Raw genomic sequence first — 21,784 nt, forward strand, 5'->3', positions numbered from 1 at the left:
CCCGCGCGCCATGCGGCCCTCCCCACCCCGTCCGTCGTTGCTGCCTCCGATGTCCGTCGACACGCTCCTCGTCCCGCCCGCGCCCCGTCGCCGTTCGCCGCCCGGGTGCGCCGCGCCATGAGCCGCCAGCGCAGTTCCGCCTTCGCGTCCGGCGGCGGCGCCATGGGCGCACGGATGCGCGCCTTCGACTGGTCGGCCACGCCGCTCGGGCCCATCGCCGCCTGGCCGGCCGCGCTGCGGATCTCGGTCGACGGCATGCTGTCTTCGGACTTCCCGGCCTGCCTGTTCTGGGGTCCGGACCTGATCGCCATCTACAACGACGGCTACCGCAAGATCCTGGCCGACAAGCCCGACGCGCTGGGCCAGCCCTTCCGCGTGACCTGGCACGAGGTCTGGGACCAGCTGCGGCCCATCGCCGAGCGGGCGCTGCAGGGCGAGTCGACCTTTATCGAGGACTTCCCGGTCCGCATCGACCGCCGCGGCTTCCTCGAGGAGGCCTTCTTCACCTTCTGCTACAGCCCGCTGTACGACGAGCACGGCGAGGTGCTGGGCGTGCTCGACACGGTGGTCGAGACCACCGGCAAGGTGCTGGCCGAGCGTGGCCTGCAACACGAGCGCGAGCGCCAGCAGGACCTGCTGCAGCAGATGCCCGGCTTCGTCGCCGTGCTGTCCGGCCCCGGCCATGTCTTCAGCTACGTGAACGACGCCTATGTGCAGATCGCGGGGCCGCGCGACTTCCTCGGCCGCACGGTGCGCGAGGTCTTCCCCGAGCTCGCGGGCCAGGGCATCTACGAACGGCTCGACGGCGTCTATGCGAGCGGCCAGCCGATGCACGCCCGGGCGCTGCCGCTGCGGCTCGACGGCGACCCCGAGGCGCGCTACATCGACCTGCTCTACGAGCCGATCCGCGACGACGGCGGCCGCACGGTCGGCATCTTCGTGGGCGGCTACGACATCACCGAGCATGTGCGCGCCAAGACCGACCTGGCGGCCAGCGAAACCCGGCTCAGGGAACTGGCGGCTTCGCTCGAGCAGCAGGTGGAGGAACGCACCCGCGCGCTGCAGGATTCGGAGGACTTCACGCGGCTCGCGCTGGGCGCCACCGGCGGCGTGGGCGTGTGGTCGTATCGCGTGGCCAGCGACACCTTCTTCTGCGACGCGGCGATCTCCGAGCTCTATGGGCTCGACCCCAAGGTCGCCGTCAAGGGCATCCCGCGCACCGCCTTCCTCGCCAACGTGCACCCCGACGACATGCCGCGGCTGCGCGAGACCATGGCGGGCGGCCTGCGCAACGAGGGCGCGCTCGAGCTCGAGTACCGCATCCGCCACCCCGACGGCTCGGTGCGCAGCGTGCTCTCGCGCGGCCACACCTACTTCGACGAGGCCGGCCAGGCCGTGCGCCGCACCGGCGTCGGCATCGACATGACCGGCCAGCGCCAGCTCGAGGAGCAGCTGCGCCAGTCGCAGAAGATGGAGGCGCTGGGCCTGCTCACCGGCGGCATCGCGCACGACTTCAACAACATGCTGCAGGGCATCGTGATGCCGTTGCAGCTGATGAAGAAGCGGCTCGAGCAGGGCCGCCACGAGGGGCTGGAGCGCTACATCGAGGCCGGCCTCGAGTCGGCGCGCCGCGCGGCCTCGATCACGCAGCGGCTGCTGGCCTTCTCCCGCCGCCAGCCGCTGGCCAACCGCAGCCTGGAGATCGCGACGGCGCTGCGCGGCCTGGAGGAGATCCTGCGCAACGCGGTGGGCGAGAACGTCGCGGTGGTGTTCGACGAGCAGGAAGGCACCTGGGACGTGCTGACCGACCCGCACCAGTTCGACAGCGCGCTGCTCAACCTGACGATCAATGCGCGCGATGCCATGCCGGCCGGCGGCACGCTGTCGATCCAGGTGCGCAACGTCAGCCTGAGCGCCTCGGAGGCCAGCCGCATCCAGGGGCTGATGGCCGGCGACTACGTGCGGGTCGCCGTCGCCGACACCGGCATCGGCATGTCGGCCGCGGTGATCGCGCAGGCCTTCGAGCCCTTCTTCACCACCAAGCCCATGGGCCAGGGCACCGGGCTGGGGCTGTCGATGATCTACGGCTACACCCGGCAGTCCAAGGGCAGCATCACGATCGAGAGCGCCGAAGGCACGGGCACCACGGTGAGCCTGTTCCTGCCGCGCGCCCCGCTGGCGGCGGCGCCCGACAGCGCCGTCGCGCCGCCGGCGCCAGCCGCGGGCCCCGTGCGCCGCCGCATCCTGGTGGTCGAGGACGACGCCGTGGTGCGCCAGAGCGCGGTCGAGCTGCTGCGCGACCAGGGCTACGAGGTGCTCGAAGCCGCCGACGGCACGGCCGGCATGGCCTGGCTGGAACAGGCGCCCCACATCGACCTGTTGCTGTCGGACGTCGGCCTGCCCGGCCCCAACGGCCGCCAGCTCGCGGACTTCGCGCTCACGCGCCGGCCCGGCATCCGGGTGATCCTGATGACCGGCTATGCGGCGCACGTCGCCACCGACGCGGCCCTGCTGCAGGGCAACGTCGAGCTGATGACCAAGCCCTTCGACGCCGATGCGCTGCTGCACAGGGTGGGCCGCATGCTCGGCGCGCAAGACGGCGCGTAGGCTCTTTCCTGCGCCCGCTCATGCCCTGGGCTCACCCGGTTCAGGACCGGGCCGGGAAGAATCACGACAAAGGTCCTCCTCACATGCCCCTGCCCATATTCCTTGCCGAAGACGATGCCGGACTGCGCGACGCCCTGATCGCTGCCATGGACGCGGTGTGCGACGCCGAAGTCGTCGCCACCGCCGAAACCGAAGCCGATGCCGTGCGCTGGCTCAATGCCCATCCGCGCGACTGGGGGCTGGCCGTGCTCGACCTGTTCCTGCGTGACGGCACCGGCTTCGGCATCCTGCAGAAGCTCGCCGGCGAGGCCAAGGACCGGGTCATCGTGCTGACCAATTCCGCCACCCGCGAGAATCGCAGCCGCTGCCTGCAACTGGGCGCGCGCGCGGTCTACGACAAGACCACTGAGCTCGACCAGTTCCTCGATCACTGCCTACGGCACCACCGGCAGCAAGCCGCCGGTTCACGCGCCGTTTGAGTGCGCGGGGCCACGGGCCTTGCAGAATTCTTGGAGATCCTTGCACGATCCTCCGGCGACGCATCGGCGGGCGAGACAAGCGGGCGCGAGTTGCCTAAGCTTCGGTCCATGCTGACCTCGACCCCCCACACCCTGCGCAACGACCCACCCGTCGACCGGCTGCGGGCGACCGTGATGCGGGCCGAGCTGGCCGCGATGATCGATCGCATCACCGGCACCGACGGCAGCCACGAGACGGCGATCCCGCGCCTGGGCCTGGTGCGCGCCACCCAGTCGCAGCACCCGGTCCACGGCATCTGCGAGCCCGCCTTCTGCGTGCTGGCCCAGGGCAGCAAGCGCGTGCTGCTCTGCGACGAGGTCTACATCTACGACAGCAGCCAGTACCTGGTGGCGGCCCAGAACCTGCCGGTGACCAGCCAGGTGATCGACGCCTCGCCGGAGGCGCCCTACCTGGGCCTGCGGCTCGGCTTCGACGTCAAGGAGATCACCGCGCTGGCGCTCGACCTGGCCTTCGCCAAGGCCGCGCCGGCGCGCACCTCGCAGCGCGGCATCTTCACCGGCGAGCTGTCGCCCACCTTGCTCGATCCGGTGCTGCGGCTGGTCAAGCTGCTGGACTCGCCCGAGGACATCGCGGCGCTCGCGCCGCTGATCACGCGCGAGATCCTGTACCGCGTGCTGCGCTCGGCCGACGGCTGGCGGCTCGCGCAGATGGCGGTGGTGGACAGCCACAGCCAGCGCATCGCGCAGGTCATCAGCCTGCTGTCGCAGCGCTTCCAGGCGCCGTTGCGGATCGAGGACCTGGCTGACCAGGTGCACATGAGCGTGTCCTCGCTGCACCAGCACTTCAAGGCCGTGACCGCGATGAGCCCGCTGCAGTTCCAGAAGCAGCTGCGACTACAGGAAGCCCGGCGCATCATGATCGGCGAGCACCTCGACGCCGCCACCGCGGGGCACCGCGTGGGCTACGAGAGCCAGTCGCAGTTCAACCGCGAGTACAGCCGCTTCTTCGGCTCGCCGCCCGCGCGCGACATCAAGCGCCTGCGCGAACTCCAGCTGGGGCGCCCGGACAGCTGACGGGCGTCGGCCCGCTTCATCCCGCATACCCGCCACACACGCCGCACCCGCAAGGGCGGCGGCCGCATTTCCGAGAAAAAAGCACTGTCGGTGCCGCCCAGCGGCGCACCGCGGTCGCATCCGTTCCTTCGCTGGGCAGCCAACACCCTAGGGGTACCCATGAAAATCCATCTGACACTGAACCATGGCACGGTGATTTCCGCCACGCTGGCGGACCACAGGACGGCCGAGGATTTCGTGGCCATGCTGCCGCTGACCCTCACGCTGCACGACCTGTTCCGGCGCGAGAAATTCGGCCCGCTGCCCGGCCCCGTCTCGGGCCGCGGCACGCGCGAGCAGGCCTATGCGGTCGGCGACATCGTGTGCTGGACGGCCGGGCCGGACCTGGCGATCCTGCACCGCCAGGACGGCCAGCCCCTGCGCGGCGGCTTCGAGCTGCTGGGCCGGCTCGACGCCGGCGCCGAACTGTTCGCCGTGCCCGGGCCGATCGACGTGACCATCACGCTGGCCGCGCCCGCGCATGCCGGCCTCACGACGGCAGGATGTCCGGCACCAGCTGGCGCTGAAGGCGCGCGCGCCACCACTTGAGCGCCTCGCCCATGGCGGTGGGCTTCCAGGCCAGCCAGAAGGTCTCGTCGGGCCGCGATTCCTCGCAGGCCAGCTCGACCAGCGTGCCGCGCGCCAGCGCGTCCCTCACGCAGTCGCGCGGCAGGAAGCCGTGGCCCAGCCCGTCGATCTGGCAGGTGATCTTGGCCGCCATCGACGGCACCGTGATGCGCCGCTGCCCGGCCAGCAGGCCGATGGTGCGATCGGACAGGGTGCGCGCGCCGTCGCCCACCACCACCGCCGTGTGCTGCAGCAGGTCGGAGCGCGTGAGCGGGCGCCGCAGCATGGCCAGCGGGTGCGTGGGCGCCACGCAGAACACGAAGGCCAGGCTGCCCACGGCCACCGCCTTGTAGCCGCCGCCCGCGGGCCCGTCGCCGGCCGCCACGATGATGTCGGCGCGGCCGTCGCGCAGCGCCTCCCAGGTGCCGGTCATGGTCTCGCAGGCGATGCGCAGCCGGGTGCCGCAGTTCAGGTCCTCGAAGGCGCAGATGTCGGGGTTGAAGGCGCTGGTGGGGATCAACGAGTCGTGCACCAGCCGCAGCTCCGACTCGAAGCCGGTGGCGATCTGGCGCATGCGCGATTCGAGCTCGCCCGCGGCCGCGAGCAGCCAGCGCCCTTCCTTGAGCATCTCCTGCCCGGCCGGCGTGAGCGTGACGCGCGGCCCCTGGCGCGTGAACAGCGCCAGGCCCAGCTGCTCCTCCAGCTTGCCGATCGCATAGGAGATGGTCGAGGGCACCTTGTGCAGCCGCTCCGACGCGGCGGCGAAGGAACCGTGGCGCGCGATCGCGTCGACCAGCTCGATCGCCTCGAGGCTGATCTTCAGCATGGGCCTGCCTCTTTTCTGATCATCGAAATATTCGATTGTTCTCGCATAAAACCTTCAGCATCGGCAGGGTCCTGGCGTTCGATACTTCTTCCACACCAAGAGATCTTCCTCTGTGAGTCGCCCGGAAAGGATGAACAAACCACCGCGGAAGTTCTCGTGAATTTTATCGACAGTCTCAACGAAAAAGGACCGCATCATGCTCGAACTTCGCAAGGCCGATCACCGCGGCGTCGCCAACCACGGCTGGCTCCGCTCGCGCCATACCTTCTCCTTCGGCCACTACCACGACGCCCGGCAGCAGGGCTTCTCCGACCTGCTGGTGATCAACGACGACCGCGTCGATCCGGCCCAGGGCTTCGGCACCCATCCGCACCGCGACATGGAGATCTTTTCCTATGTGCTCGAGGGCGCGCTGGCGCACCAGGACTCGATGGGCACGGGCTCGGTCATCCGCCCGGGCGACGTGCAAATGATGAGCGCCGGCACCGGCGTGCGCCACAGCGAGTTCAACCACTCGAAGACCGACGGCGTGCACTTCCTGCAGATCTGGATCGTGCCCTCGCTGAAGGGCGCGGCGCCGCGCTACCAGCAGGTGCATTTCAGCGAGGCCGAGAAGCGCGGCCGGCTGCGGCTGATCGCCTCGCCCGAGGGCGACGGCGGCTCGCTGGGCGTGCACCAGGACATGCGCATGTACGCCGGCCTGTTCGACGGCGCCGGTGAAAGCGCCACGCTGGAACTGCCCGCCGACCGCTACGCTTACGTGCATGTGGCACGCGGCAGCGTGGAAGTGAATGGCGAGCGGCTCGGCGAAGGCGACGGCGCGCGCATCCGCGGCGAAAAGCAGTTGCGCTTCGCCAAGGGCGAGCAGGCCGAGGTGCTGGTGTTCGATCTGCGGCCGCACGAGCTGCCGTCGATGTGAGCATGGATCAAACCAGGAAACGCAGCATGCAAGACCCGCAAGCCCAACCCGCGATCGTCAAGGACCGCCCCGAGAAGAGCCGCTTCGAGATCGCGCTCGACGGCCACCGCGCAGTGGCCATCTACGAACGCGCGCCCGGTGTCATCACCTTCGTCCACACGCTGGTGCCCGACGAACTGCAGGGCCGCGGGCTGGCCCGGCAACTGGTGCTGGCCGGGCTGGCTTCGGCGCGCGAACGCGGGCTGGCGGTGATCCCGCGCTGCCCGGTGTTCGCGGCCTACATGCGCAAGCACGCCGAGACCCACGACCTGCTCGCGCCCGAGGGGCGTGCGCTGCTCGGGCTCTGATCAGCCCGGCGCGGCGGCCCGCGCATGCTTCATGTCCAGCGCCAGGAAGTGGTGCACCACCGGCTGGCCCGGCCCGATGTGGAAGCGGATCGCCTCGTTCTGCAGGTCGGCATCGGCATGCGAGACGCGGTGGTGCTGGCGCAGGTGCTCGGCCCAGGACTCGACCAGGAACCACTCCATGAGCCGCTCGGGCTCGCTGGTGTGCTCGGTCAGGCCCCAGGCGTAGGCACCGTCGCGCCGGCGCTCGAGCGACACCCGCTCCATCGCCTGCACGAAGGCCGGCTGGTCTTGCTTGCGGATGCGGTACTCGACCTGCACCATGACCGGGCCGCGGTCGTGCGCCACGGGCGCGGTCAGCAGCGGCTCGGGCCAGTGGTTCGAGGCCTGCAGGTCGGCCTCGCCGGTGGGCAGCTTGACGCGGTGGAACACCAAGGCCACGAGCGCCAGGCCCGCGGCGCCGACCACCAGCGTGACCGGCACGCCGACCTGCTGCGCGACCAGGCCCCAGCCCAGGCTGCCGCCGGCCATCGCGCCGTTGAAGACCGTGAGGTAGATCGCCAGCCCGCGCCCGTGCACCCAGTTGGGCAGCACCGCCTGCGCCACGCCGTTGAGCGTGGTGAGCGCGATGATCCAGCCCACACCCAGCAGCAGCATCAGCAGCACCGCCACCCACTGCGGCGGCGCCAGGGCCAGCGCCACCATCACCACGGCCGAGATCAGCGAGGCCGCGAGCACAAGCCCGTCGGCATCGAGCTTCTCGCGCAGGCGCGGCAGCAGCACCGCGCCCAGGATCGCGCCCGCGCCCACCGCCCCCAGCATCACGCCGTAGAAGCCGGCCGTGCCGCCGAGCATCTTGCGCGCCACCAGCGGCAGCAGCGCCCAGACTGCGCTGGCGAACAGGAAGAACACCGCCGCGCGCAGCAGCACCACGTGCAGCTCCCGGCTGGCGCGCGCATAGCGCAGGCCGGCGCGGAAGGCGCCGAAGAACTGCTCCGACAGGCCCGTGTCGACGGCGGCCGGCCGCTTCCACCACAGCAGGGCCGCGATCACGAACACATAGCTCAGCACGTCGGCCCCATAGGCCGTGGCCGCGCCGAAGCTCGCGAGCAGCAGGCCGCCCACGGCCGGGCCGATGGCGCGCGCGATGTTGATGCCCAGCGAGTTGAGCGCCACCGCGTTCTTCAGGTCGGCGCGCGGCACCAGCTCGGGCACGATCGATTGCCAGGTCGGCCCCATCAATGCGGCGCCGATGCCGCCCACGAAGGTCAGCGCGACCAGGTACTCGACCGTGAGCGCGTTGCTGCGCGACAGCAGCAGCAGCGTGGCGCTGACGCAGGCCAGCATGACCTGGATGAAGATCAGGAAGCGCCGCCGGTCAAGGATGTCCGACAGCACGCCTGCCGGGATGGCCAACAGGAAGATCGGCAGCGTGGCCGCGGTCTGGATCAGCGCCACGGCCGCCGGGCTGGCCGAGAGCTCGGTGACCATCCACGAACTGGCGACGTCGCGCATGAAGCTGCCCACGTTGCCCAGTACCGTCGCGGCCCAGAGCACCGCGAACACGGGCTGGCGCAGCGGCGCGAAGCTGCCCTGCGCCTTGGTGGCTTCAGTGTTCATCGCGCGCCTTCAGGTCGTGCCAGGCCACCAGCAGGAAGGCGCCCACCAGGCCCCAGTGCTCGAAGAAGGCGTTGGCCGCCATGAAGCGCTCGGGCGTCGCCACGGCGATCTCCCAGAAGCGGTTGGCCACGAAGGTCGCCATCAGCGTGAAGCTCGCCAGGCCCAGCGCGCCGAGCCATCGATGGAAGCCCGCGAGGATCATCAGGGCCGCACCCAGCTCGAACACGATGACCGCCACCGCCATCGGCCCGGCGGGCGACAGGCCGAAGTGATTCATCTCGGCGAGGGCCGAAGGGAAGTCGGTGGCCTTGTTGAAGCCGCCCTGCAGGTAGGCGGCGCAGAGGAAGAGCAGTGCGAGCCAGTGCACCGCGCGCGTGGTGAAGAGGCGGCGCATCAGATTGCCCAGCAGGCGCAGCCCAAGGCGCCCCAGAAACTTTTCAAGTCCGCGATCGGCAATTGGCTGCTCCATGCGGTCGCATGCTGGTGCCCGTGCACGTTGCAGTCGTTGGCGCAGGCGCAGTCGGCCGCCATGCGGCGCAGCGTGGCCTGCATCGGTCGGCCTTCCTTCTCGCCCCAGCCGCCGTAGCCGCCGAAGCTGCGCACCGGCGACCAGTCGGGCATGGCGGGCGGCGGCGCGCCGTCGTCGTGCGGCTGGAACGGGCCCGCGCCGTAGACCACGCGGCCACCCACCATCGTCAGCAAGGCCGTGGTGTCGGCGATCTCGGATTCGGGGCAGGCGAAGAAGTCGCGGTCGGGCACCACCAGGTCGGCCAGCATGCCGGGCTCGATGCGCCCTTTCTTGCCGACCTCGTTGGAGAACCAGGTCACGTTCTCGGTCCACATGCGCAGGGCCGCTTCGCGGTCGATGCAGTTGCGCTGTGGATAGAGCTGCAGGCCGCCGACCGTCCGGCCTGTGACCAGCCACGACAGCGAGACCCAGGGGTTGTACGAGGCCACGCGCGTGGCGTCGGTGCCGGCCGAGACCTTCACGCCCTTCTCCAGCATGCGCTTGACCGGCGGCGTGGCCGCGGCCGCGCCCGCGCCGTAGCGCTCGACGAAGTACTCGCCCTGGTAGGCCATGCGGTGCTGCACCGCGATGCCGCCGCCCAGCGCGGCGATGCGGTCGATCGATTTCTCGGAGATGGTCTCGCAGTGGTCGAAGAACCAGTTCAGGCCGGCCAGCGGCGTGTCGCGGTCCACCTTCTCGAACACGTCGAGCGCGCGCTCGATGGTCTCGTCGTAGGTCGCATGCAGGCGCCAGGGCCACTTGTTCTGCACCAGCACGCGCACCACCTCTTCCAGCTCGCCTTCCATCTCGGGCGCCATGTCGGGGCGCGGCTGGCGGAAGTCCTCGAAGTCGGCGGCCGAGAAGACCAGCATCTCGCCCGCGCCGTTGTGCCGGAAGTAGTCGTCGCCCTGCTTGTACTTCGAGCTCGCGGTCCAGTCGAGGAAGTCCTGCTTCTCCTGCTGGGGCTTCTGCGTGAACAGGTTGTAGGCCAGGCGGATGGTGAGCTGGCCCGCATCGGCCAGCTGCTGGATCACCTGGTAGTCCTCGGGGAAGTTCTGGAAGCCGCCGCCCGCGTCGATGGCGCCGGTCACGCCCAGCCGGTTGAGCTCGCGCATGAAGTGGCGCGTGGAATTGAGCTGGTATTCGAAGGGCAGCTTGGGCCCCTTGGCCAGGGTGGCGTAGAGGATGCTCGCGTTGGGCTTGGCCAGCAGCAGCCCGGTCGGGTTGCCGGCCGCGTCGCGCACGATCTCGCCGCCGGGCGGCGCGGGCGTGTCTTTCGTGTAGCCCACGGCGCGCAGCGCGGCGCCGTTGAGCAGCGCGCGGTCGTACAGGTGCAGCAGGAACACCGGGGTGTCGGGCGCCACCGCGTTGAGCTCGGCGATGGTCGGCAGGCGCTTCTCCGTGAACTGGTGCTCGGTGAAGCCGCCCACCACGCGCACCCACTGCGGCGCGGGCGTGAGCGCGACCTGGCGCTTCAGCATGCTCATCGCGTCGGCCAGGCTGCGCACGCCGTCCCAGCGCAGCTCGAGATTGTGGTTGAGCCCACCGCGGATGATGTGCAGGTGGTTGTCGATCAGGCCCGGCAGCACCGCGCGGCCCTGCAGGTCGATCAAGCGCGTGCCGTCGCGCGCCAGCGGCAGGATGTCGGCGTCGCTGCCCACGTGCGTGAAGCGGCCGGCGCGGATCGCGACCGCGGTGGCCGTCGGGTTGGCGCGGTCCAGCGTGGTGAAGCGGCCGTGGTGCAGGATGAGTTCGGGGGCATCGACCATGGGGTGCGTCCTTGAAGAAGCGGGAGTTTGCGCCAGGCCGGGCGCGGCCCAGGCGGCGCCGAGCGCGCCCAGCGCACCGACGAAGTGGCGGCGGCCGTGGGGACCAGGTGCGGTGCTCATGCCTTGGGTTCGACCGGAGGGGTTTCGGCGCGGGCCGTGGGCTTCGCGCATTGCGGCAGCTCGCCGAACATGTGCGGCCTGACCTGGTGCTGCAGCCACGAACTGGCCGCGGGGCCGCGGTCGAACAGCCGCTTGGCCAGCGACGGCAGCTGCTCGCCCGCGAGGATGCCCAGCAGTCCGACCAGCGCGATGATCGGCGGCGCCGGCGAGCGCACGCTGAACAGCGCGTAGATCACGCCGACCAGGACACCGAGGGCGAGCGAGACGATGTAGGGTTTCATGGGTTCGCGGCCAAAACGCGTGAAGGAACCGTCGCGAGCGCCCCGAGCCTGCATCGAGGACCGGAGCCGCACTTGCGTGCGGTGAGGACCGCAGGTGCGGGATCGGGGTGCGCAGCAGGTTCATTCATGCGTTTTCAGCCTTCGTGTGCGTTGAACATGGTCTTCGCGTAGGCAATGCCCAGGCCGTAGGCACCGCCGAAGCGGCGCGCGATGCCCGTGGTCATCTCGTAGCTGTCGGTGCGGGCCCAGTCGCGCTGCAGCTCGAGCAGGTACTGCAGCGCGGTCATGGGCTGCGCGCCGGCCTGCACCATGCGGTCCATCGCGCGCTCGTGGGCCTCGGTGGAGACGTCGCCGCAGGCATCGGCGATCACGTAGACCTCGAAGCCCTGGTCCAGCGCCGACAGCGCCGGGCCGACGATGCACACGCCGGTCCACAGGCCCGAGAGCACGATGCGCGGCTTGCCGATCTCGTTGATCCGGCGGATCACGGCGGCATCTTCCCAGGTGTTCATCGAGCTGCGGTCGAGCATGGCCTGGCCCGGGAAGGCGGCCGTGATCTCGTCGAACATCGGGCCCGAGAAGCTCTTCTCGGCCACGGTCGTGAGGATGGTCGACACGCCGAAGCCGGCCGCGGCATTCGCCACCAGCGCGGCGTTGTTGCGCAGCGTGACCGCCTCGATCGAGTGGGTGGCGAAGGCCATCTGCGACTGGAAGTCGATCATGACCAGCGTGTGGTCTTGCGGGGTGAGCAGCTTGGCGCCGGGCGTCGGGGTGGCAGTGAGGGGCATGGTGTGTCCTGCAAAAAAAAGAAAAGGGATGCGGCTCAGGCTTCGATGAAGGCCAGCAGGTCGGCGTTGAGCCGTTCCTTGTGCGTGAAGGGCAGCGCGTGCGGCGCGCCCGGGTAGACCTTGAGTTCGGCGCCGGCGATGGCCTGGGCGGCGAGCCGGCCCGTGGCCTCGAAGGGCACCACCTGGTCGTCGTCACCGTGCACCACCAAGGTGGGCAGGTCGAACTTCTTCAGGTCGGCAAAGAAGTCGGTTTCGGAGAAAGCGGTGACGCAATCGACCGTGGCCTTGATCGAGGCCAGCAGCGCGATCTGCAGCGTCTGGGCCAGGATGCCCTTCGACACCTTGGCGCCTTCGCGGTTGGTGCCGTAGAAGAGCGTGCTGAAGTCGTCTAGGAACTGCGGGCGGTCGGCCAAGAGGCCGGCCTTGATGCCGTCGAACACGGCCTTGTCCACGCCCTGAGGATGCGCGGGGGTCTGGATGAACAAGGGCGTGACCGCGCTCAACAGCGCCGCCTTGGCGATGCGCGCCGTGCCGTGGCGGCCGATGTAGCGCGCCACGTCGCCGCCGCCCATCGAGAAGCCGACCAGCACCACGTCCTTCAGGTCGAGGGTCTCGATCAGTTCCGACAGGTCATCCGCGAAGGTGTCGTAGTCATAGCCGGTCCAGGGCTGGCCCGAGCGGCCGAAGCCGCGGCGGTCGTAGGCGATGGCGCGCAAGCCGTGCTCGGCCAGGAAGTGCATCTGGTACTCCCACATGTCGGCATCGAGCGGCCAACCGTGGCAGAAGACGACCGGCCGGCCCTGGCCCCAGTCCTTGTAGTAGATCTCGCATCCATCGCGCGTGGTGAAAGTGCTCATGTCGGACTCCGGCTGAGGAGCGCTGACGGCGGAGCCAAGCGCAGGACGCGCTCTCTCCCGTCAGACGCTCGAAAGGAGTCCGCAGGCTACCGGCGCGCGGCGCCGGCGGCTTGAACGAAAAGGCGCTGCCTTGTCTTTTTGCGCGATGCAACTGCAACAACAGGGGCCGGCTCAGGCCTCCAGAGGCGGCAGCGCGCCGATGCGCTTGTCCAGCGTGAGCGGGTAGTCGCGCACCCGCGTGCCGGTCGCGTTGTACATCGCGTTCGACACCGCGGCCCCGACCCCGCAGATCCCCAGCTCGCCCACGCCCTTGGCCTTCATGGGCGAGGAGGTCGGGTCGGTCTCGTCGAGGAAGACCACCTCCTGGTGCGGGATGTCGGCATGCACCGGCACCTCGTAGCCCGCCAGGTCGTGGTTGACGAAGAAGCCCAGCCGCGGGTCGACCGCCAGTTCCTCCATCAGCGCCGCGCCCACGCCCATGGTCATGCCGCCGATCACCTGGCTGCGCGCGGTCTTGGGGTTGAGGATGCGGCCCGAGGCGCAGACCGCGAGCATGCGGCGCACCCGCACCTCGGCGGTGAAGGCATGCACGCCCACCTCGACGAAGTGCGCGCCGAAGGTGGACTGCTGGAACTTCTTGTCCAGGTCGCCGTAGCTCATGGTGTCCTCGGCCACCAGCGCCTGGCCAGCCGCGAGTTCGGCCAGCGGCACGCTGCGCCCGCCGGTCGTCACGCGGCCGTCGGCGAAGGTGGCGCTGGCGATGTCGAGGCCGGCGCGCTGCGCCATCATCTGGCGCAGCTTCACGCAGGCCGCATAGACGCCCGCGGTCGAACTGTTGGCGCCCCACTGCCCGCCCGAGCCGGCCGAGACCGGGAAGCTCGAATCGCCCAGCCGCACCACCACCCGCTCGATCGGAACGCCCAGCATCTCGGCCGCGGTCTGCGCGATGATGGTGTAGCTGCCGGTGCCGATGTCGGTCATGTCGGTCTCGACCGTGACCACGCCCTGCGCATCGAGCCGCACCCGCGCGGCCGACTTCATCACCAGGTTGTTGCGGAAGGCCGCGGCCATGCCCATGCCGACCCACCACTGGCCGTCGCGCACGCGGCCCGGCACCGGGTTGCGCCGCTCCCAGCCGAAGCGTTCGGCACCGATGCGCATGCAGTCGACCAGCCGGCGCTGCGAGAAGCGGCGCTCGGGTTTGGCGGGATCGACCTGCGTGTCGTTGAGCGCGCGGAAGGCGATCGGGTCCATGCGCAGACGCTCGGCCATCTCGTCCATCGCGACCTCCAGCGCCATCAGCCCCGGCGCCTCGCCGGGCGCGCGCATCGCGTTGCCTTCGGGCAGGTCCAGCACCGCGAGCCGCGTGCCGGTCAGCCGATGCGGCGCGGCATAGAGCAGCGCGCTCTGCTGCGTGGCCTCTTCGGGTTGGCCGCCGGGCTGGTCGCCGGACCAGCTCTCGTGGCCGATGGCCGTGAGCCTGCCGTCCTTGGTGGCGCCCAGCCGGATGCGCTGGATGGTGGCCGGCCGGTGGGTGGCGTTGTTGGCGATCAACGGGCGCTGCAGCGCGACCTTGACCGGCCGCTTCGCGAGGCGCGCGCCCAGGGCTGCGAGCAGCACGTCGGACCGCAGGAACAGCTTGCCGCCGAAGCCGCCGCCGATGAAGGGCGAAACCACGCGCACCTTGGCCTTGGGGATGCCCAGGGTCTTGGCCAGGTCGGTGGCGGCCCAGTCGATCATCTGGTTCGAGGTCCAGACCGTGAGCTGGTCGCCGCGCCAGGCGGCGATGCTGGCCATCGGCTCCATCATCGCGTGCGAATGGTCGGGCGTGGTGTAGGTGGTGTCGAGCTGCACCTCGGCCCGCTCGAAGTGGGTGCCGAAGTCGCCGACCTTCTTGTCCTTCTGGACCAGCTTGGCTTGCGACGCCTTGGCCTGCGCCAGGTCGAAGCGGCCGTCGGCCGGCGCGTAGTTGACGCGCAGCAGCGCCGCGGCGGCACGCGCCTGCTCGAAGCTCTCGGCCACCACCAGCGCGATCGCCTGGTGGTAGTGGTCGACGGTCGGCCCGCCGAGCAGCCTGGCGGTGTTGCGCTCGCCCTTGCCCAGCTTGCCCGCGTTCTGCGCGGTGACGATGGCGATCACGCCGGGGGCGGCCTGGGCCCGCGCCGTGTCCATCGACACGATGCGACCCTTGGCGATGCCGGCGCCGAGCACGACGCCATAGGCCTGGTTCGCGACCACGTCGTGCTGCTCGTAGGCATAGCGCGCGGTGCCGGTGGTCTTGAGGCGGCCGTCCACGCGGTCGACGGCCTGGCCGACGACCTTGAGCTGGTCGATCGGGTTGGTGGTGGCGGGGGTGTCGAACTTCATGGCTCAGGTCCTGGCTTGGGCAAAGGTGGCGGCGAGCGTGCGCTCGGCCAGCGGCAGCTTGAAGGCGTTGTGCGCGGTGGGCCGCGCGTCGGTGAACAACGCATCGGCCACGGCCTTGGCGCCGCGCGGCATCAGCGCGTCGGCGCCCTCCATGCGCCAGGGCCGCGGCGCCACGCCGCCCAGCGCAACACGCCCGCTGCCGTCGCGCTGCACGATGGCCGCGACCGACACGACCGCAAAGGCATAGGACGCGCGGTCGCGCACCTTGTGATAGACGTGCGTGCCACCCACCGGGCCGGGCAGCGTGACGGCGGTGATCAGCTCGCCGGATGCCAGCGCGGTCTCGACCTGCGGCGTGGCGCCGGGCAGGCGGTGCAGCTCGGCGATCGGGATCACGCGGCGCGCGCCGTCGGGGCGCAGGGTCTCGACCGAGGCATCGAGCACGCGCATCGCGACCGCCATGTCGCTCGGGTGCGTGGCGATGCAGGCGTCGCTGGTGCCCACCACCGCCAGCTGCTTGCTCGCGCCGCCGATGGCCGCGCAACCGCTGCCCGGCTGGCGCTTGTTGCAGGCCTGGTTCGTGTCGTAGAAGTAGGGGCAGCGCGTGCGCTGCAGCAGGTTGCCCGCGGTGCTGGCCTTGTTGCGCAGCTGGCCCGAAGCACCGGCCAGCAGCGCGCGCGAGAGCACGCCGTAGTCGCGCCGCACGCGCAGGTCGGCCGCGAGCTGGGTGTTGCTCACCAGTGCGCCGATGCGCAGGCCGCCCTCGGGCGTCGCCTCGATCGTTTTCAGGCCGAGCCCGTTGAGGTCGACCAGGTGCGCGGGCGTCTCGATCTCCAGCTTCATCAGGTCGAGCAGGTTGGTGCCGCCCGCGATGAACTTCGCGCCGGGCACGCGCTGGGCCTGGGCCAGGGCGTCGTCGGTCGAGCTCACGCGTTGGTAGGTGAAGGATTTCATGCCTTGGCTCCCGCGTTCGCGACGTCGGTGATTGCCTCGACGATGTTGCTGTACGCGCCGCAGCGGCAGATGTTGCCGCTCATGCGTTCGCGCAGCTCGGCGGCCGAGAACATGGGCTTCGCGTTCAGGTCCTCGCTGACATGGCTGGGAACGCCCTTCGCGATCTCGTCGAGCACGCCCGCGGCCGAACAGATCTGGCCCGGCGTGCAGTAGCCGCACTGGAAGCCGTCGTGCTTGACGAAGGCCGCCTGCAGCGGATGCAGGCGCTCGGGCGTGCCCAGGCCTTCGATGGTGGTGACCGCACCGCCCTCGTGCATGACCGCGAGCGTGAGGCAGGCGTTGATGCGCTGGCCGTCGACGATCACGGTGCAGGCGCCGCACTGGCCGTGGTCGCAGCCCTTCTTGGTGCCGGTGAGGTGCAGGTGCTCGCGCAGCGCATCGAGCAGCGTGGTGCGGGTGTCGAGCGCCATGCGCTGGGTCTTGCCGTTGACCTGCAGCGTCACGGTCGTGAGCGGCGGGCCGCCGGCGGCGGTGTCCGGGCTGCGCACGGCGTCCTGCGCCTGCGCTTGCGCCGTCCGGGCCACCATCGTGGCGGAGGCGGAGGCCGCGCCGGCGGCGAGCAGCCCACGCCGGGTGATCGGCAAATGGTTCGAGCTTTGCATGGGTTCGTCCTTCATCGTGGGGGTGTGGCGGGCGGCACCGGATGGCTACCGCCCGCGCATGTCACGAACCACTCTACGGAGCGATGGCGCATCGCACCAGAGGCGCATCGCTTCATCGCGTAACCCGGCGTGCCTGACGTACCGGTGCACGAAGCCGGTCTACAGAGGGAGACGGCCATGCCTGGCCGGGTGCCGTCGGCGGGCTCCTACGGCAGCTGTCGCCTCCGGCCTAAGCCCGTGCCGGGCCGCGCTTGCACCGCCGCGGTGCAGGGCGTGCCGGCGGCCTACTTCGCGCCCGGGTACAGGCCCAGCACGTTGGCGCCGATGGCCGGGTCGACGAAGCGCTCGAGCCGCTGCGGATGCAGGATCACCGTGATCTCGCACGAACCCGTGCCCACCGTCATGCCCAGGAAGTGGCCGCCGGCGCCGATGAAGGTTCCGTCGGTCACGATGCCGTGCGCATGGATCGAGGGCTTGCCCTCCTTCCACGCGATGCTGCCGGTGAGGTTGGCCATCTCCACGTCCTTGAAGGTCTTGGGGTTGAAGACCTTCTTCGAGAAGTCGTAGAAACCGAAGGTGGCCTCGCGCATGAAGCCGATGCCGAAGATGCTCGCGCTCTGGATCCGCTCGACCTCGGCCAGCTTTTCGATGTGCGCGAGCACGTCGTCGCCGTTGCGCAGCACCATCAGGTAGCCGGTGGGCGTGCGCGTGACCTTGCCGGTCAGGTCCTGCGCCTGCGCCGACGTGCCGAAGGCGAGCGCGGCGAAGAGTGCGATGCACAGGGAAGTGAAAGTCTTGATGACCATGGAGATGCCTCGATTCTTGGTTGGGATGAGAGGGAGATGCACGGATGCGGCTTGCGCCGCGCGAGGGCCGTCGCCGCCCCTCGAACGGTTCCGGCCGGGTGAGGAACGCCCGCACGCGCGGCCGGGGCCGTGCGCGCTGGCATTCGACGCTGGAGGCCCGCGTGCGGGCCGAATGCCTAGGTCTGGGGAAGGCTGGCCTGCACCTTGGCGCGCAGGCGCTCGACGTTCACCACGAAGCGGCTGTGGGTGCCGCGCGCGACTTCCTTGTCGCCCTCGTGCACCGTGAAGTCGAAGCCCACGCTGCGGCCGTCGAGCGCGTTCACGCGCGCCTCGATGCGCACCGCCTGGCCCAGCAGCGTGGCGCCGCCGTGCGTGAGCGCGATGGCCGTGCCCACCGAGTTCTCGCCCGGCGCGACATGGCCGAGCAGGAAGTCGAGGCAGGTCTGCTCGACGTCGCGCACCAGCTCGGGCGTGGCGTAGAGGCGCAGTGCCTCGCCCAGGAAGTCCACGGTGCGGCGCACGTCCACCACCAGTTGCCGATGGGCGACCGCGCCCACCTCGAGTTCGTTTGTCATGCCGCTGTTCCGAAGGCGCCGCAGCGCGTGGAGTGAGGCTCTCAGCGCGTGCGCGTCGAGCAGGGGCGCCAGTCTAGGAAGGCGGCCCCCGCTTGGGCAAACGAGTTTTTCTAGGGCGAATGCGGAGAAAATATTGAAGGCTTTTGGCGCACACTCGGCGCTCCCGACCTGCAAGGTGCAGCTCGGCGCACCGGGTCTGCCGACCCGGGCCGGTTCATCGAAGGAATCCACTGTGTCGCGCCCCATCCCGCCGCTCAATCCCCTGAGGGCTTTCGAAGTCGCCGCCCGGCATCTGAGCTTCACGCGCGCCGCGGAGGAACTGTTCGTCACGCCCTCGGCGGTGAGCCACCAGATCAAGACGCTGGAGGAAAGCCTGGGCATCGCGCTGTTCACGCGCGACGCCAAGTCGCTGTCGCTCACCGCCGCCGGCAAGGCCTACCTGCCGGGCGTGCAGCAGGCCTTCAAGCAGCTCGCGCATGCCACGCACCAGCTGCAGACGCAGGGCATGCCGGCGCTCAAGATCAACGTGCCGCCGACCTTCGCGGTCAAGTGGCTGATCCCGCGCATGGACCGCTTCATGAAGGCGCATCCCGAGATCGACCTCAAGGTCTCGACCTCCAAGCACATGGTCGACTTCGCGCGCGAAGACTTCGACCTCGCGGTGCGCTACGGCCGCGGCAAGTACCCGGGCCTGCATTCCGAGCTGTGCCTGCCGGTCGAGGTGTTCCCGGTCTGCAGCCCGGCGCTGATGCGCGGCGAGCACCCGCTGCGCACGCCGTCCGACCTGCGCTTCCACACCCTGCTGCACGACGACAGCACCTACAGCGACGTGAGCAACCCGCACTGGGCCATGTGGCTCGAGCACGCGGGCGTGACCGACGTCGATGCCACGCGCGGTCCCTCGTTCTGGCCCAGCCACCTGGTGATCAACGCCGCGGTCGACGGCCTGGGCGTGGCGCTGGCCAAGAAGAACTGGGTGCTCAAGGACCTGGCCGACGGCCTGCTGGTGCGACCCTTCGACATCAGCCTGCCGGTGGAGTTCTCCTACTTCATCGTCTACCCCGAGGAGCGGGTCCACGACCGCCGCATCGCGGCCTTCGTCGACTGGGTGCGCCAGGAGGTGGCCAGCGAGCCGTCCGGCGGTGCCCCGGCCATCGCCGGCCTGACGGCCTTCGCGTCCTGACAAAGGGAGGAGACGCGCCATGACCCGCTACTGGCTGATGAAGTCCGAACCCGACGAATGCGCGATCGACGACGCGCTGGCCGCGCCCGACGCCACCGTGCCCTGGACCGGCGTGCGCAACTACCAGGCGCGCAACTTCATGCGCGACGGCATGCAGGTCGGCGACGGCGTGCTGTTCTACCACTCGAGCTGCCCCGAACCGGGCATCGCCGGCATCGCGCGCGTGGCCTCGGGCACCCGCCCCGACCCGACGCAGTTCGACCCCGCCTCGCCCTATTTCGACGCGGCCTCGAAGGCCGAGGCGCCGCGCTGGCTGCTGCTGGACGTGCAGGCACTGCGCAAGACCCGCCTGCTCGGCCTGCCCGAGCTGCGCGCCACGCCGGCGCTGGCCGAGCTGGTGGTGCTCCAGCGCGGCAACCGGCTGTCGATCACGCCGGTGGACGATGCGCACTGGCGGCTGATCACCGAGGACCTGCTGGCCTGAGGGCCGGCCCCCTTCACCCCAAGCGATAGAACCGCACCGCGTTGTCGTGCAGCAGCGCGCGCCGCTCGTGCGCGGGCCGGTCGGCGATGGCGGCCACGAAGCCCGCGAGGATCGTGCCGTAGCCGGCCACCAGGCTGTCGACCGGGAAATTGCTCGCGAACAGGCTGCGCCCGGCACCGAAGATTGCGATCGCGTCGCGGATCACCGGCACGTTGTCGGCCTGCGTCCAGGGCTTGCCGCGCTGGCCCAGGCCTGAGATCTTGATCGCGGTGTTGGGCTGCGCGGCCAGCGCCTCCAGCGCGCGGCGCCAGCCCGCGAGCCCAGCCGGGCTGCGATCGGCGGGCAGGCCGGTGTGGTTGAGGATCAGCAGCGTCTGCGGGAAGTCGCGTGCCAGGTCCGCCGCCTGGTCCAGGTTCCACCAGGGCGCCTGCAGGTCGAAGGACAGGCCGTGCGGCTGCAGCAGCGCATAGCCGCGGCGCCAGCGCGCGTCGTCCATCGAACCCGCGAGGCCGCGCTGCGCGACATCGGCCGAGGCCGCGGTCACCGGCTTGTGCCGGATGCCGCGCACCAGCGGGAAGGCGGCCTGGGCGGCCAGCAGCGCGGGCGCGTCGCCATGGTCGAGCGCCACATGCGCGACCAGCGCGGTGGGCCGGCCGTGGGCCTGCGCGAGTTGCGTGAGCCAGCGCGTCTCGGCCACCGGGTCGGCGCGATCCCACTCGGCCTCGATGTGCACCGTGCCCGCGGGCGCATGGCCGCGCGTGTCGCGCGCCAGGTCCTCGGGCAGGTAGTTGCGCTGCAGCGCCGAATAGTCGCCGTAGCGGAAGTTCGGCACCGTCTCGCCCTGCAGCCAGGGATAGGGGTTGGCGCCCAGGTCCCAGAAGTGCTGGTGGGCGTCGATGAAGGGTTCGTCGAACTCGAAATCCATCGCCGGATTCTCGCGCTCAGCCCGCGAGCTTGAGCTTGCCCGCGAGCTCCTTGAAGAAGGCGCTCTCCCGGGTCATCACGGCCTCGAGCGTCGCGTCGTCGGCGTAGGTGTCGGTGCTGAAGTGCAGCTTGGTCAGCGCGTCGATCCAGACCGGCTCCTTGACCGCCTTGGCGGTGGCGGCCTTGAGCACGGCCATCACCTCGTCGGGCGTGTTGCGCGGCGCCGAGAGGCCGCGCCAGATGCCGATCGACAGGTCGATGTTCCGCTCCTTGAGCGTGGGGATGGTCTCGAAGCCGTCGGCCACGCGCTTGTCGGCCATCACCGCCAGCGCCTTGAGCTTGCCGGCCGCCACATAGCTCGACACCTCGGCCGTGCTGACCGTCACCGCCTCGATGTGGCCGCCCAGCAGCGCCAGCACCGCGGGCGCGCCGCCGGGATAGGGGATGTGGTTGAACTTCGCGCCGGTCTTCTCGCCCAGCGCCGCGGCCGCCATGTGCCAGGTCGAGCCATGGCCGGCGTTGCCCACGCGGATGTTCGCATCAGCCTTGCGCGCGGCATCGAGGAACTGCTCCAGCGTGGTCCAGGGCGCATCGGCGCGCACCACCACCGCGGCCGGGTCGGCGTTCAGGCGCGCGATCGGCCGCAGGTCCTTGTACGAGAACTTGGCCAGGCCCAGGTGGTTGAGGAAGGTGAGCTCGGTCGAGGAGAGCACGATCTTGTAGCCGTCGGGCCTGGCGTTGACCACGTCACCCAGGCCCAGCACGCCGCTGGCGCCGGGGCGGTTGACCACCACCAGCGGCTGCGGCAGGAACTTGGCGACCGCGGCGCCGAAGGAGCGGCCGACCACGTCGGCGCCGCCCCCGGCCTGCCAGGGCACGACCAGCTCGATCGGCTTGCTGGGGTAGGCGCCGGGCTGGGCCCAGGCGGGCACGGCCAGCGTGGCGCCCAGCATCAGGGCCGCGCGCAGGCCGTGGCGGCGCGCGGGGTCGAAGGATTCTGTCGTTGTCATGTCTTGTCTCCGTTCTTTGCT

The 21,784-nt window shown here is 70.3% G+C and carries 22 protein-coding genes; 8 read left to right on the forward strand and 14 right to left on the reverse strand.

Going from position 1 to position 21,784, the window contains the following annotated elements:
• The first annotated feature begins 117 nt into the window (after nucleotides 1–117).
• The 4 genes from A9977_RS09960 to A9977_RS09975 all read left to right on the forward strand — a co-directional run bounded on the left by A9977_RS09960 (nucleotide 118) and on the right by A9977_RS09975 (nucleotide 4,748).
• Nucleotides 118–2,607, forward strand: a complete 2,490-nt coding sequence (locus tag A9977_RS09960; RefSeq protein ID WP_183024667.1) for a PAS domain-containing protein — start codon at nucleotides 118–120, stop codon at nucleotides 2,605–2,607.
• An 83-nt stretch (nucleotides 2,608–2,690) separates the two neighbouring features.
• Entirely contained in the window at nucleotides 2,691–3,086 is a 396-nt protein-coding gene (locus A9977_RS09965; RefSeq protein ID WP_183024668.1) for a response regulator, read from the forward strand.
• 108 nt (nucleotides 3,087–3,194) lie between these two features.
• On the forward strand, nucleotides 3,195–4,160 hold the full coding sequence (locus A9977_RS09970; RefSeq protein ID WP_183024669.1) for an AraC family transcriptional regulator: 966 nt from the start codon (nucleotides 3,195–3,197) through the stop codon (nucleotides 4,158–4,160).
• A 159-nt stretch (nucleotides 4,161–4,319) separates the two neighbouring features.
• Nucleotides 4,320–4,748 (forward strand): cyclophilin-like fold protein, encoded by a 429-nt coding sequence (locus tag A9977_RS09975; protein WP_183024670.1) that lies wholly within the window; start codon nucleotides 4,320–4,322, stop codon nucleotides 4,746–4,748.
• On the opposite strand, the gene A9977_RS09980 is transcribed toward A9977_RS09975, so the two are convergent.
• Nucleotides 4,690–5,592 (reverse strand): LysR family transcriptional regulator, encoded by a 903-nt coding sequence (locus A9977_RS09980; protein WP_183024671.1) that lies wholly within the window; start codon nucleotides 5,590–5,592, stop codon nucleotides 4,690–4,692. The two genes, A9977_RS09975 and A9977_RS09980, sit on opposite strands and share 59 nt — an antisense overlap.
• Before the next feature lie 196 nt (nucleotides 5,593–5,788).
• On the opposite strand from A9977_RS09980, the gene A9977_RS09985 reads away from it, so the two are divergent.
• Nucleotides 5,789–6,511, forward strand: a complete 723-nt coding sequence (locus A9977_RS09985; protein WP_183024672.1) for a pirin family protein — start codon at nucleotides 5,789–5,791, stop codon at nucleotides 6,509–6,511.
• A gap of 26 nt (nucleotides 6,512–6,537) precedes the next feature.
• On the forward strand, nucleotides 6,538–6,858 hold the full coding sequence (locus A9977_RS09990) for a GNAT family N-acetyltransferase (protein ID WP_183024673.1): 321 nt from the start codon (nucleotides 6,538–6,540) through the stop codon (nucleotides 6,856–6,858).
• Here the strand turns inward: A9977_RS09990 and A9977_RS09995 are convergent, their stop codons facing one another.
• From A9977_RS09995 to A9977_RS10045, 11 genes are all read right to left on the reverse strand, one after another.
• Entirely contained in the window at nucleotides 6,859–8,475 is a 1,617-nt protein-coding gene (locus A9977_RS09995) for an MFS transporter (protein WP_183024674.1), read from the reverse strand.
• Nucleotides 8,465–8,869, reverse strand: coding sequence for a DoxX family protein (locus tag A9977_RS10000; protein WP_183024675.1), 405 nt, complete (start codon nucleotides 8,867–8,869; stop codon nucleotides 8,465–8,467). Before A9977_RS10000 ends, A9977_RS09995 begins: the two co-directional genes overlap by 11 nt.
• Entirely contained in the window at nucleotides 8,869–10,752 is a 1,884-nt protein-coding gene (locus tag A9977_RS10005; RefSeq protein WP_183024723.1) for an amidohydrolase, read from the reverse strand. The genes A9977_RS10000 and A9977_RS10005 overlap by 1 nt, the downstream gene beginning before the upstream one ends.
• Before the next feature lie 116 nt (nucleotides 10,753–10,868).
• Complete coding sequence (locus A9977_RS10010) at nucleotides 10,869–11,153, reverse strand: XapX domain-containing protein (RefSeq protein ID WP_183024676.1); 285 nt, start codon at nucleotides 11,151–11,153, stop codon at nucleotides 10,869–10,871.
• A gap of 134 nt (nucleotides 11,154–11,287) precedes the next feature.
• Complete coding sequence (locus A9977_RS10015) at nucleotides 11,288–11,941, reverse strand: isochorismatase family protein (protein ID WP_183024677.1); 654 nt, start codon at nucleotides 11,939–11,941, stop codon at nucleotides 11,288–11,290.
• A 35-nt stretch (nucleotides 11,942–11,976) separates the two neighbouring features.
• Complete coding sequence (locus A9977_RS10020) at nucleotides 11,977–12,798, reverse strand: alpha/beta fold hydrolase (RefSeq protein ID WP_183024678.1); 822 nt, start codon at nucleotides 12,796–12,798, stop codon at nucleotides 11,977–11,979.
• A 171-nt stretch (nucleotides 12,799–12,969) separates the two neighbouring features.
• Complete coding sequence (gene paoC / locus A9977_RS10025) at nucleotides 12,970–15,165, reverse strand: aldehyde oxidoreductase molybdenum-binding subunit PaoC (RefSeq protein WP_183024679.1); 2,196 nt, start codon at nucleotides 15,163–15,165, stop codon at nucleotides 12,970–12,972.
• Nucleotides 15,166–15,168: 3 nt separating this feature from the next.
• Nucleotides 15,169–16,119 (reverse strand): xanthine dehydrogenase family protein subunit M, encoded by a 951-nt coding sequence (locus tag A9977_RS10030; RefSeq protein ID WP_183024680.1) that lies wholly within the window; start codon nucleotides 16,117–16,119, stop codon nucleotides 15,169–15,171.
• Nucleotides 16,116–16,781 (reverse strand): aldehyde dehydrogenase iron-sulfur subunit PaoA, encoded by a 666-nt coding sequence (gene paoA, locus A9977_RS10035; protein WP_183024681.1) that lies wholly within the window; start codon nucleotides 16,779–16,781, stop codon nucleotides 16,116–16,118. The genes A9977_RS10030 and paoA overlap by 4 nt, the downstream gene beginning before the upstream one ends.
• 284 nt (nucleotides 16,782–17,065) lie before the next feature.
• On the reverse strand, nucleotides 17,066–17,587 hold the full coding sequence (locus A9977_RS10040; RefSeq protein ID WP_183024682.1) for a PPC domain-containing DNA-binding protein: 522 nt from the start codon (nucleotides 17,585–17,587) through the stop codon (nucleotides 17,066–17,068).
• 176 nt (nucleotides 17,588–17,763) lie between these two features.
• Nucleotides 17,764–18,162: a thioesterase family protein gene (locus A9977_RS10045; protein WP_183024683.1), complete on the reverse strand. Its 399-nt coding sequence runs from the start codon at nucleotides 18,160–18,162 to the stop codon at nucleotides 17,764–17,766.
• Nucleotides 18,163–18,394: 232 nt separating this feature from the next.
• Between A9977_RS10045 and A9977_RS10050 the strand changes: the two genes are divergently transcribed.
• Both A9977_RS10050 and A9977_RS10055 read left to right on the forward strand, forming a co-directional pair.
• On the forward strand, nucleotides 18,395–19,345 hold the full coding sequence (locus tag A9977_RS10050) for a transcriptional regulator GcvA (RefSeq protein WP_310936109.1): 951 nt from the start codon (nucleotides 18,395–18,397) through the stop codon (nucleotides 19,343–19,345).
• Between the two features lie 19 nt (nucleotides 19,346–19,364).
• Entirely contained in the window at nucleotides 19,365–19,829 is a 465-nt protein-coding gene (locus A9977_RS10055) for an EVE domain-containing protein (RefSeq protein ID WP_183024685.1), read from the forward strand.
• 13 nt (nucleotides 19,830–19,842) lie between these two features.
• Here the strand turns inward: A9977_RS10055 and A9977_RS10060 are convergent, their stop codons facing one another.
• Both A9977_RS10060 and A9977_RS10065 read right to left on the reverse strand, forming a co-directional pair.
• Nucleotides 19,843–20,754: an amidohydrolase gene (locus tag A9977_RS10060; protein ID WP_183024686.1), complete on the reverse strand. Its 912-nt coding sequence runs from the start codon at nucleotides 20,752–20,754 to the stop codon at nucleotides 19,843–19,845.
• Nucleotides 20,755–20,770: 16 nt separating this feature from the next.
• The gene (locus A9977_RS10065; RefSeq protein WP_183024687.1) at nucleotides 20,771–21,763 is read right to left on the reverse strand and encodes a tripartite tricarboxylate transporter substrate binding protein; all 993 of its coding nucleotides are present in this window, start codon (nucleotides 21,761–21,763) and stop codon (nucleotides 20,771–20,773) included.
• Between the last annotated feature and the right edge of the window lie 21 nt (nucleotides 21,764–21,784).

This window comes from Variovorax sp. UMC13, from assembly GCF_014170375.1.
GTDB lineage: Bacteria > Pseudomonadota > Gammaproteobacteria > Burkholderiales > Burkholderiaceae_C > Variovorax.

Excerpts from the sequence above, each read along its gene's own strand:
- A9977_RS09960 (WP_183024667.1), top strand. The coding sequence starts at position 118 with ATGAGCCGCCAGCGCAGTTCCGCCTTCGCGTCCGGCGGCGGCGCCATG.
- A9977_RS09965 (WP_183024668.1), top strand. The coding sequence starts at position 2,691 with ATGCCCCTGCCCATATTCCTTGCCGAAGACGATGCCGGACTGCGCGAC.
- A9977_RS09970 (WP_183024669.1), top strand. The coding sequence starts at position 3,195 with ATGCTGACCTCGACCCCCCACACCCTGCGCAACGACCCACCCGTCGAC.
- A9977_RS09975 (WP_183024670.1), top strand. The coding sequence starts at position 4,320 with ATGAAAATCCATCTGACACTGAACCATGGCACGGTGATTTCCGCCACG.
- A9977_RS09980 (WP_183024671.1), bottom strand. The coding sequence starts at position 5,592 with ATGCTGAAGATCAGCCTCGAGGCGATCGAGCTGGTCGACGCGATCGCG.
- A9977_RS09985 (WP_183024672.1), top strand. The coding sequence starts at position 5,789 with ATGCTCGAACTTCGCAAGGCCGATCACCGCGGCGTCGCCAACCACGGC.
- A9977_RS09990 (WP_183024673.1), top strand. The coding sequence starts at position 6,538 with ATGCAAGACCCGCAAGCCCAACCCGCGATCGTCAAGGACCGCCCCGAG.
- A9977_RS09995 (WP_183024674.1), bottom strand. The coding sequence starts at position 8,475 with ATGAACACTGAAGCCACCAAGGCGCAGGGCAGCTTCGCGCCGCTGCGC.
- A9977_RS10000 (WP_183024675.1), bottom strand. The coding sequence starts at position 8,869 with ATGCGCCGCCTCTTCACCACGCGCGCGGTGCACTGGCTCGCACTGCTC.
- A9977_RS10005 (WP_183024723.1), bottom strand. The coding sequence starts at position 10,752 with ATGGTCGATGCCCCCGAACTCATCCTGCACCACGGCCGCTTCACCACG.
- A9977_RS10010 (WP_183024676.1), bottom strand. The coding sequence starts at position 11,153 with ATGAAACCCTACATCGTCTCGCTCGCCCTCGGTGTCCTGGTCGGCGTG.
- A9977_RS10015 (WP_183024677.1), bottom strand. The coding sequence starts at position 11,941 with ATGCCCCTCACTGCCACCCCGACGCCCGGCGCCAAGCTGCTCACCCCG.
- A9977_RS10020 (WP_183024678.1), bottom strand. The coding sequence starts at position 12,798 with ATGAGCACTTTCACCACGCGCGATGGATGCGAGATCTACTACAAGGAC.
- paoC (WP_183024679.1), bottom strand. The coding sequence starts at position 15,165 with ATGAAGTTCGACACCCCCGCCACCACCAACCCGATCGACCAGCTCAAG.
- A9977_RS10030 (WP_183024680.1), bottom strand. The coding sequence starts at position 16,119 with ATGAAATCCTTCACCTACCAACGCGTGAGCTCGACCGACGACGCCCTG.
- paoA (WP_183024681.1), bottom strand. The coding sequence starts at position 16,781 with ATGCAAAGCTCGAACCATTTGCCGATCACCCGGCGTGGGCTGCTCGCC.
- A9977_RS10040 (WP_183024682.1), bottom strand. The coding sequence starts at position 17,587 with ATGGTCATCAAGACTTTCACTTCCCTGTGCATCGCACTCTTCGCCGCG.
- A9977_RS10045 (WP_183024683.1), bottom strand. The coding sequence starts at position 18,162 with ATGACAAACGAACTCGAGGTGGGCGCGGTCGCCCATCGGCAACTGGTG.
- A9977_RS10055 (WP_183024685.1), top strand. The coding sequence starts at position 19,365 with ATGACCCGCTACTGGCTGATGAAGTCCGAACCCGACGAATGCGCGATC.
- A9977_RS10060 (WP_183024686.1), bottom strand. The coding sequence starts at position 20,754 with ATGGATTTCGAGTTCGACGAACCCTTCATCGACGCCCACCAGCACTTC.
- A9977_RS10065 (WP_183024687.1), bottom strand. The coding sequence starts at position 21,763 with ATGACAACGACAGAATCCTTCGACCCCGCGCGCCGCCACGGCCTGCGC.